This is a genomic window from Leptospira perdikensis (genome assembly GCF_004769575.1).
Taxonomy (GTDB): Bacteria; Spirochaetota; Leptospiria; order Leptospirales; family Leptospiraceae; genus Leptospira_A; species Leptospira_A perdikensis.
In genome coordinates this window covers 1-8,872 of sequence record NZ_RQGA01000015.1, presented here as the reverse complement: position 1 = coordinate 8,872, position 8,872 = coordinate 1, and the positions used below count along the sequence as shown (strand labels likewise).

General features: G+C 33.4%; 8 protein-coding genes and 1 pseudogene. All 9 read right to left on the bottom strand.

Annotated elements, in window-relative coordinates; all coding sequences use genetic code 11:
- Positions 1-334 precede the first annotated feature (334 nt).
- The gene (locus EHQ49_RS16700) at positions 335-1,723 is read right to left on the bottom strand and encodes a DUF6602 domain-containing protein (protein WP_135580799.1); all 1,389 of its coding nucleotides are present in this window, start codon (positions 1,721-1,723) and stop codon (positions 335-337) included.
- Positions 1,724-1,927: 204 nt separating this feature from the next.
- Positions 1,928-2,173 (bottom strand): hypothetical protein, encoded by a 246-nt coding sequence (locus EHQ49_RS16695; RefSeq protein ID WP_135580797.1) that lies wholly within the window; start codon positions 2,171-2,173, stop codon positions 1,928-1,930.
- Positions 2,170-2,943, bottom strand: coding sequence for a hypothetical protein (locus EHQ49_RS16690; protein WP_135580795.1), 774 nt, complete (start codon positions 2,941-2,943; stop codon positions 2,170-2,172). The genes EHQ49_RS16695 and EHQ49_RS16690 overlap by 4 nt, the downstream gene beginning before the upstream one ends.
- 206 nt (positions 2,944-3,149) lie before the next feature.
- The gene (locus EHQ49_RS16685) at positions 3,150-3,458 is read right to left on the bottom strand and encodes a HigA family addiction module antitoxin (RefSeq protein ID WP_135580793.1); all 309 of its coding nucleotides are present in this window, start codon (positions 3,456-3,458) and stop codon (positions 3,150-3,152) included.
- 11 nt (positions 3,459-3,469) lie between these two features.
- Positions 3,470-3,751 (bottom strand): type II toxin-antitoxin system RelE/ParE family toxin, encoded by a 282-nt coding sequence (locus EHQ49_RS16680; protein ID WP_135580791.1) that lies wholly within the window; start codon positions 3,749-3,751, stop codon positions 3,470-3,472.
- 335 nt (positions 3,752-4,086) lie between these two features.
- A complete protein-coding gene (locus EHQ49_RS16675; RefSeq protein WP_135580789.1) occupies positions 4,087-4,806 on the bottom strand; it encodes an MORN repeat-containing protein in 720 nt (239 codons plus the stop codon).
- A 253-nt stretch (positions 4,807-5,059) separates the two neighbouring features.
- Complete coding sequence (locus EHQ49_RS16670) at positions 5,060-5,938, bottom strand: hypothetical protein (protein WP_135580788.1); 879 nt, start codon at positions 5,936-5,938, stop codon at positions 5,060-5,062.
- A gap of 186 nt (positions 5,939-6,124) precedes the next feature.
- A complete protein-coding gene (locus tag EHQ49_RS16665; protein WP_135580787.1) occupies positions 6,125-7,678 on the bottom strand; it encodes a restriction endonuclease in 1,554 nt (517 codons plus the stop codon).
- A gap of 854 nt (positions 7,679-8,532) precedes the next feature.
- Positions 8,533-8,872: pseudogene (locus tag EHQ49_RS16655) on the bottom strand (hypothetical protein); the annotation flags it as partial.

Below are 8,872 nucleotides of genomic sequence, written 5' to 3'. Positions count from 1 at the left end.
CAAATTGTCCAAAATAAGAATTAAATTTCTTAATGAATAATCTTTCATCTATTGAGGCTTTTTCATTAATATAGTCGAGTTGAATATTAAATGATATTGGAAATTCTTTATTAATTTTCATAGATGCTATTTGAGCAATTACGTATAACGAACTAGGGGATACGACGTTCCTCGAAGCTGAGCCTCCTGAAGGAGGCGTTAGCGTCGGCGCGATTTCTTGCTTAAGCAAGAAACGTGACGGAGGACAATGTGGCTTTAGCCCGAGCAAGGGTGAGTGAAACGAATCCCGCAGCGTAGCGGTAAGCCGTAGTTATGCGTAGTTTTTTAAATTGTTTTATAAAAATTTTGTTAGTTTTATTAACGATTCACCGGAGGGCAAGCCTTCTATTATTCGAATGTTATGTTCTACGATTTGTAGACTTTTGAAGTATTCGTAATTATTGGGATTAATCGAAATTGCTTTTAAAATATCTATTTTAGCACCATATTGGTCGTTTAATTGAACTTTGATCATAAATCTTATTCTTAAGGCTTCTTCATCATATGGGTTGAAATCCAATATGCTATTCATTAAATTTAATGATTCTTCTAGTAATGCAGTATCTTGGTTTGATATTTTGAAAATACAATAGCCCAAACAATATTTAATATTTGTATCGCCGGGATTTATTTTTAATGCTAATTCGAATGAATAAATTGCATTCTCTACATCCCCTAAATTGTCGTAGCAAAGTCCTATTCTATGATAAATTAAATAACTATTTTGATATGTATCTTCATTCGATATGGCTTCCAATATCCAGAGTAAGGCTTCTTTATATAGTTTTTTGTTAAAAAGGGAATATCCTTCATCCAAAAGAAAAGCTGAATATTTTTCCTTCGTTTCAATTGCTTTTGATAGGGTAACAAATCCACAAGTAAAATTTCCATTTTGAATATGGTATAGACCGGAATTTAAAAATTTAATTTTATCAAATGTAATGATTAATTCTTTTTTTATATCAATATAAGCTGCAATTTCCCTTTTGATATCGTTGTCTATTGTATAGTAACCAAATTGATTAACAGAACTTAATGTGTTTATTATCCCGGATAGAAAAAGTCCAACTTCATAATTGTCTTTTTCACTTTTGTTGAAATACCAAATTATTCTTTGTTGGTTTTGATCTCTTTGGCAATACCAATATCCTTTTCCAATGATACAGATTACATCAATAACAGGGTTAGTCCAAAAATTTTTATCATATCTTGAATATCTTTCTAATTCGCTGATTTCTGTAATATCTGTTGCGTAAGCAAAATATACGCAAATTGGTTGTGTTTTTTTGTTATTTGGGGTATATTTTAGATTTCTAATTTCATTAAATTTTTGTATGCTTGTTTGAATTTCATTTGCATTCGAAGTGGATTTAATTTCAAATATATAGTGACAACTTTCAATAGGAAAGCATCCTTCATCGATACTAAACAAAATAGGGGGAATTAAGCTTTTATTATAAATTAGTAAATCAGTTTCTCTGGAAGTATTATTTTCTGAGTCAATTACTTCTCCGCTTCCGAGTTCATATCCAATTGGTAGATAATTTTTGAAAATTTTACCTAGACTTGTTTCTCTGAATCCACCTCTTAATCCTAAATGTCTAATTTTTTCAATTTCATTTGAAGTTTGGATTAGATTTCTTATATCGTTTGTCAATCTGCCAGTGTAGATTTTATGTGCCATAGTATTTATTTTTTAAAAAATTACGCATAACGAACTAGACTTAACGACGTTCCCCGACCCTGAGTCCTGGAGGGACGTTAGGGACTGGCACGTAGCTTGCGTGTGCGAGCGAGTGACAGAAGGGGAATGTGTCGTAGACCGAGCGAGGGCTAGTCCCGAAGCGAAGCGTTAAGTCGCTGTTATACGCAGTAAATAATGAGAAGGCTAGAATTCAACAACATCGAATGCCTTCTTTTTTGAATCTGGGTTTACTCTATAACGTCTTTGGCAGTTAGGACATTTGGTATAGCAAGTATCTCCGAATTGAAAATAACTTCTTCCTACTAAAAGTTCTCCGCAAATACAAATCCAAGCAGCATTATTTCCTTCCGCTGTTGCAAAGTCACTTTTAGTTTTAAATTGCAATGGTATTTTTTTTAATTGGAGTTCAAAATCTAATTTTCCTCTCATTTTAAATCCACCTCATTCCTCTTAATTTGAGTCCAGATCCATTCTTTAATTGAAATTGAGCGATCGAAATATTCCTGCTCTATATAGTCTTTAAAAATATGAATATTCTGCTCTAGTTCTTTCTGATCTATTTTTGTGAGAAAGAATTCTAAATCGTGTGTAAATTTTTGTTCATCGGAAGCTCTGATTATAATTTTTCCTGAATATTTTCCGCCTTTCCATGAAAATTCATTTTTAGAGAATTCAAGTAAATTGTTATATTCAATACTAGACTTCAATTGTTTTAAGTCTTGGTTATTATTAGAATTTATATAGTTAAGGTAGGATTCTCTGAACCTATATAAAGTTTTACCATATCCACTTATATATTTTGAGTTATTGAACCAGTATCTTCTTTCAATTAAATCATCCTGATCAATTCTTAATACAATTGCTTGATTATTTCTACTATTATTAAGAGAGCCTGCACCGGGAATTGATAAGTCCATAAGTTCTTCCTCAATCATTTCCCAAGAAAAATCTGTTCTTTGCATACTTTCGTGAATTAGGGTAACAGTAATATTTTTTATTAAAATATTTTTACTTTCACAAAGTATTGCAATGCTTAATGAAATTATTGGACCATCCTGAGTGTAACCTAAAACAATTTCTTTGTTCGGGAAAATTTGAATTTTTGAGCGAATAAATTTTTTTTGAATATACCCCCACAAATGAGGGATCCAGGCAAGAGCTCCGAAAATTGAGATTATAAAATTGTAATTTTCATTCATTGTTGATTCTCATTAATATTTTATTTATTGCGTATAACGAACTAGACTTAACGACGTTCCTCGACCCTGAGTCCCGGAGGGGACGTTAGGGACTGGCACGTAGCTTGCGTGTGCGAGCGAGTGACAGAAGAGGAATGTGTCGTAGACCGAGCGAGGGCTCGTCCCGACGCGAAGCGTTAAGTCGCTGTTATACGACGTGCTTGGGTTTAACTAGCTTTAAGTTGTTCTTTATATTTCTTTATTGCTCTTAACTCATTTTTCAATTCATATTGCTTGATTTCTAAATCATAATGAGCTTGAATAGAGAGCCAGAACTCAGGAGAATTTCCGAAGAATTTAGAGAATCGGAGAGCGGTATCTGCTGTAATAGCCCTTTTTCCATGAATAATTTCACTAATTCTTTTTTGATCGATAAGAGTACTTTGTGCAAGTTTATAAGCAGATAATTCCATAGGTTTAAGAAAATCCTCTAATAGAATTTCCCCAGGATGAATGTTCATAAGTTCTTTATTCATACAAAATCTCCTTAATGATAATCTATAATTTCAACATTTTCGACAGAACCATTATTCCAGTTAAAACAGATTCTATATTTCATATTAATACTTATTGAATGTTGTCCTGATCGATCATCAGTCAACTGATGTAGCCTATTTCCTGGCGGTGTTTTTAAATCATCTAGATTTTTAGCACTATCGATATGGATCATTTTTCTTCTAGCGGTTCTTTGAATATCCTTTGGAAATTTTTTAGATAAAGCACCATTCCAAATAGCTTCAGTTTCTTTGTCTCTGAAGGATTTTATCACAAGTCAATACTGGTGTATTAAGATACTAGCGTCAAGCACTATTATTGGTGATTTTGCAATATATTAATTAAGGAGCGATCTTAAACATTGATTTTTTCCGCATAATCTAATCATAACCTTATCAAACGGATTTGAAATCTTGAAGTGTCTATTTCCAAGCATGTCGTATAACGAACTAGACTTAACGACGTTTCCCGCCCCTGAGTCCCGGAACGGGACGTTAGGGACTGGCACGGAGTTTGCGGATGCAAACGAGTGACAGAAGGGAAATGTGTCGCAGACCGAGCGAGGGCTAGTCCCGAAGCGAAGCGTTAAGTCGCTGTTATGCGACGTTTTTATTCGAAAAATAATGATGAATGGTACCCTTTCGGAATAGAATTTTTACAATCTGTTATATTTACCTTGCATTTTACTTTACCTGATACTTTGCCGTTTCGTTCAAAAATTCCGGTAAAAATATATTCGTTTGTTTCTTCGACTCCGTTTCCATTTAGGCTTCCATTAGTAAAAGTTCCTGATTGAATCCAACCGCCGGCAGAACTGGACCAGCTTCCCGTTCCATTTAAACAATTTCCTGAGCATAGAAAATATTTTCCCCAAGTTCCTGAGATTGTTCTTCCATCCTTAAAAGTAATTTTTCCAGGTGAACCGAATTTATGATCACCGAAACTCCATTCAGTATCAATTACAGTCCCATCAGTTAATGTTTTTTTCCCTATTCCATGATATACGCTTATGTAATCTACGCTTGGGGTAAGTTGAGTCCAATCCCATCCTCCTTCATAAGAATGGATAGGGGATTCGTTCCGAAGATATCCTGGTTTTTCTTGAATATATATCATTTTTCCATGTCCGAAAGGTAAAATACGTTCAACCCAAAAATTGAAAAAAGGACTTACTTTAGTATTTCCTTCATAAATGTCTTTAAATTCACCTGTAGCGATATATCTGCCTTTGTTGTTTTGACATTGGTTCTCTTCGGAACATTTGAGCATTGATGTTCTACAGGAAAATAAGAATAATAGTAAAACCATTGTTGTAAGAAAAGTTTTCATTCGAAGTACCATCCTTTAATCTTTTTTTTCTTAACTTTGTCAATTCGAAACTTATATATTCATTAGTTTTAAAAATGTCGCATAACGAATTAGACTTAACGACGTTCCTCGACCCTGAGTCCCGGAGGGACGTTAGGGACTGGCACGTAGCTTGCGTATGCGAGCGAGTGACAGAAGAGGAATGTGTCGGAGACCGAGCGAGGGCTTGTCCCGAAGCGAAGCGTTAAGTCGCTGTTATGCGAAGTAAGCTTGTCTATAGGGTCTTTTGAAGTTTTAACAATTCTTCTTGTATTTTATCAGATGGAAAAAATTTTAAAAATTCTAAATTATCCTTTGTTAAAGTTTCAAAAAATGTTCTTAATCCTTCTAGTGTAAAGATATGTAAATGGGAGATACTATATCCGACTCCATATTGACCTGTCCAGATATCTTTTGCAAGATAAAAGCTAGAAAAATCAGTTTTGTAAGGTTTATTTAATCTATTTCCATCTGAATCATAATCAACTACCCAAAGTGTATTGTTGCTAATTACTAAAATTGGAATTATAGCTGTAAAACTGAATTGACTTTTAGTATTACGATAATCTTCTTTTGATTCGTCAATTAGATCCCAGGCTGAAGATATAGCTTGTGTCCATTTATCATAAACTTCACTATCAGAACTTTGAAATTCATTATCAATGCTTCTACCTAATTGAGAACTTGATTTTCCTGCAAAATCTCCTTCAATGTATAATGAATTAAATAATCGAATTGTATTTGCCATATCTTCTAAAGATGGAAATCGGAAATTATCTATTTCCTCTTCCTTTTGGCTGTAAACAATTTCATGATATGCTTCTTTTTCTTGGGATGGTGTTCTATGAATTATTAATGGAAATGAATCTTTCAAATTTTTACATTCAATAGAAAATTTTATAAAATATGATTTTTTTTGAAAGGTAGCCCTGATATCATATTGTCTAGGTTTATTAGTCACTGGATCTTCATAGGTGCCTGCATGATTTGCATTTAAACCGAATTCCTTACAAACTTTATAAGTTTCTAATTCAAGTTTAAAGTCGTTATTTGAATCCAGATATTCAGTTATATCAGATTCGGAGATAGGTTCATTTTTTAGTTTTTTACTCATAAATTTGCTTATTTCGCATAACGAACTAGTGTAAACGACGTTCCCCGACCCTGAGTCCCGGATGGGACGTTAGGGACTGGCACGTAGCTTGCGAATGCAGGCGAGTGACAGAGGGGAATGTGTCGCAGACCAAACGAGGGCGTAAGTCCCGAAGTGCAGCGTTTACATGCTGTTATACGACGTGATTTATTTTTGTTTAATTTTTATATTAACATTATATCCGTGTTTATTAAATAAATGAACTAAGTGGGCTCCGCTAATAAGGGTAAGTGGTTTGTCTTTAGCAAATTCGATTGAATCTTTCCCAAAATTAGAAGTAGTGACTAAAATACCTTTAACTGCTCCTTCATTCATAACAGTGCCAAATAAATCTCTTACTGCACTTACACCAACTATGTTATTGTATCGTTTTGCTTGGATGACAAATTTTCCACCTTTAATTGGGTCTGGATCGAATATAATGGCATCAACGCCAGCATCTCTTGATGCTTGAGTTACTTTTACATCTACTCCTTCTCCTGCAAATTCTTTAGCAAAGATATCTCTTACTAATGTTTCGAATTTTTGCCAATCCATAGATGCCAAATTATTGTTAGAGTCGATATCATCTATTACAGCCTCAGATTCTATAATTCGCCTATCTTCTCTATTTAAATTCAATATTGGTTTAACTGGAGCGAGGTTTATAAATTCACTGGCTATTAGACCTTTTAATCCTTTTATACATTCTTTAGCTGAAATTTTGGTTAGATTTAATGAATTGAAATAATCACGTTCTGCTTGTATTGAAACGATGCACGCAATTGTATCATTGCCTGTTTTTTTGTCGATTGAGTTGACATAGCCATTTAATACGACAAAATCAATGGAATTGGTATAGACGGATTCAAAAATTTCATGAACAGTTCTAATAGCAATTTGTGATATCACTTCTTCATACAATTCGCTAAATTCTTTTTTCTTGAGTTCCTTTGTTGTAAATTCATCTCTACTAGCAATATATTTATATTCAATTTCTTTTGGTAGAGACTCCGGGTCGGGTAATTCGACATTTACTACTATTGTTTTTCTACTTTCATCAAAGAGCAAGTCATAACTCAAAGTGATAAAATCAGGATATTTTGATTTTGAAAAAACTAAATCGAGGTATTCTTCAATTGCTTCTGGTTCATTTTTTTCGAATCGGCTTTTCAGATCTTCTACTTCTTTATTGTGTTTTTCTTGTAATTTTTCAAATTGCTTTTTTTCCAATTCGTATTCTGCTATTTTTCGTTCTTTGGTTTTGTTGAATCTTTCCATTGCTAATTCATGTTCTTTCCTCTTTTCTTCTAGTATTGCTTTTCTTTTGACGGTGATCGATTTAAAAATATATTCAAAGATTGACCATCTTGGTGCTTGTAAAAGATATGAGTTTAAGTCAGGAGGTTGAAGATCGAATTTGAATTGTTTAAATTTTTTGTAATCTTTTAATGATTCCCAATTTATTTTGTCATCAATACCTAATGTATATTTTAGGATATTTTTCATGTTTTTTATATTTTCTAGTGCTTCGTTAGTTAGTCGATTTGCTTCTTCTAAACCTTCTTCTTTGGTTTGTTGTTTATGAAGTCTATGACCTCTTTTTTCCCATGAGGCCAGTTTATTTTCCTTCTTCTGGTTAAAGATGTACCAATCGTTGGATTTAATAATCGCTATTTCACCAGTAAATGTGTCTTGTATTCTCTCTTCGTAATTTGCCATTTTATTTTCCTTTTTATAAATTTATTAAATCATGTCGTATAACGAACTAGTCTTCCCGAAGTTTTCCGCCCTGAGCCTTCGTAGAAGGCGTTAGGGAGACGGAAAATTTGCCGCAGGCCGAGTGAGGGCTTGTCCCGAAACGTAGCGGGAAGACGCTGTTATACGCCGTTTTTTTGAATAGAATTGTATTCTTATTTATTCTGTTTTGTGCAAATGATTTTACTACATTCTGAAATGCAGGCCAATCGAACATTTTGCTTGTTAGTATATTTGTTGGTAATAATTGCAACCGATCCGTCAGAGCAATTTTGTATACAGAGCTGTTTTTCTTTACAATCCAAGCTATTTGCTTCATTTAAAGTTTGATAATAGGGATGTATTGGTTGTTCTTTTGAGAAGTCAATCTGGTTTGGTTTTGAATATAATCCAAAATTTATAGAAAAATAGAATATAAAAACTAAATGTATCGTAATTTTAGAATATTTCATGTTAAAAAGATTTGAAACGTTAGTTTCTGTATTTGTCTATTTTTTAAGAATTCTTTAGTAGTATTGTTAAAACGCTTTAATTGAATAGAATGATCTCTTTAACAAGAAAAACTACCGTAAAATTTTCTTTTTTTATCTATAAATTGATTTTGATTATTCCTAAATATATTTCCTTATTTTAATTTTAAAAAATGGCGTATAACGAACTAGGCTACTCGACGTTCCCCGACCCTGAGTCCCGGATGGGACGTTAGGGACTGGCACGGAGTTTGCGGATGCAGACGAGTGACAGAAGGGGAATGTGTCGCAGACCGAGCGAGGGCTAGTCCCGAAGCGAAGCGTTAAGTCGCTGTTATGCGTAGTTTTTCATTTCATAGGATAAGGGCTTATTCCTATTTTTACATCTGCGTCTTCGTTTTGAAAAGACTGGAATATCCCGTTTTTAATTCTAAAATTGAAGAAGATTTGTGAGCCTCTAGGAGTAATTATTTCAAATTTGTTCGACCCTTCGGCTAATTTAAAATTATTGAAATTTATAATCGACCTAGAGCATGAAATAAATTCAGAACTAGTTTTGATTATGTTTTTCTGGTTAGGATGCTTATCATATACAAGTAAAGGTTGTTCAATTACATACAAAGTACCTCTTTTTTTAGCTGAGTAAAGATAGAAGACTTCTAGCTTTTTGGAGAAAGGTGTGTTGTTT

Bases quoted from the DNA above. Each gene is read 5' to 3' on its own strand.
- EHQ49_RS16700 (WP_135580799.1), bottom strand. From the start codon at position 1,723: ATGGCACATAAAATCTACACTGGCAGATTGACAAACGATATAAGAAAT.
- EHQ49_RS16695 (WP_135580797.1), bottom strand. From the start codon at position 2,173: ATGAGAGGAAAATTAGATTTTGAACTCCAATTAAAAAAAATACCATTG.
- EHQ49_RS16690 (WP_135580795.1), bottom strand. From the start codon at position 2,943: ATGAATGAAAATTACAATTTTATAATCTCAATTTTCGGAGCTCTTGCC.
- EHQ49_RS16685 (WP_135580793.1), bottom strand. From the start codon at position 3,458: ATGAATAAAGAACTTATGAACATTCATCCTGGGGAAATTCTATTAGAG.
- EHQ49_RS16675 (WP_135580789.1), bottom strand. From the start codon at position 4,806: ATGAAAACTTTTCTTACAACAATGGTTTTACTATTATTCTTATTTTCC.
- EHQ49_RS16670 (WP_135580788.1), bottom strand. From the start codon at position 5,938: ATGAGTAAAAAACTAAAAAATGAACCTATCTCCGAATCTGATATAACT.
- EHQ49_RS16665 (WP_135580787.1), bottom strand. From the start codon at position 7,678: ATGGCAAATTACGAAGAGAGAATACAAGACACATTTACTGGTGAAATA.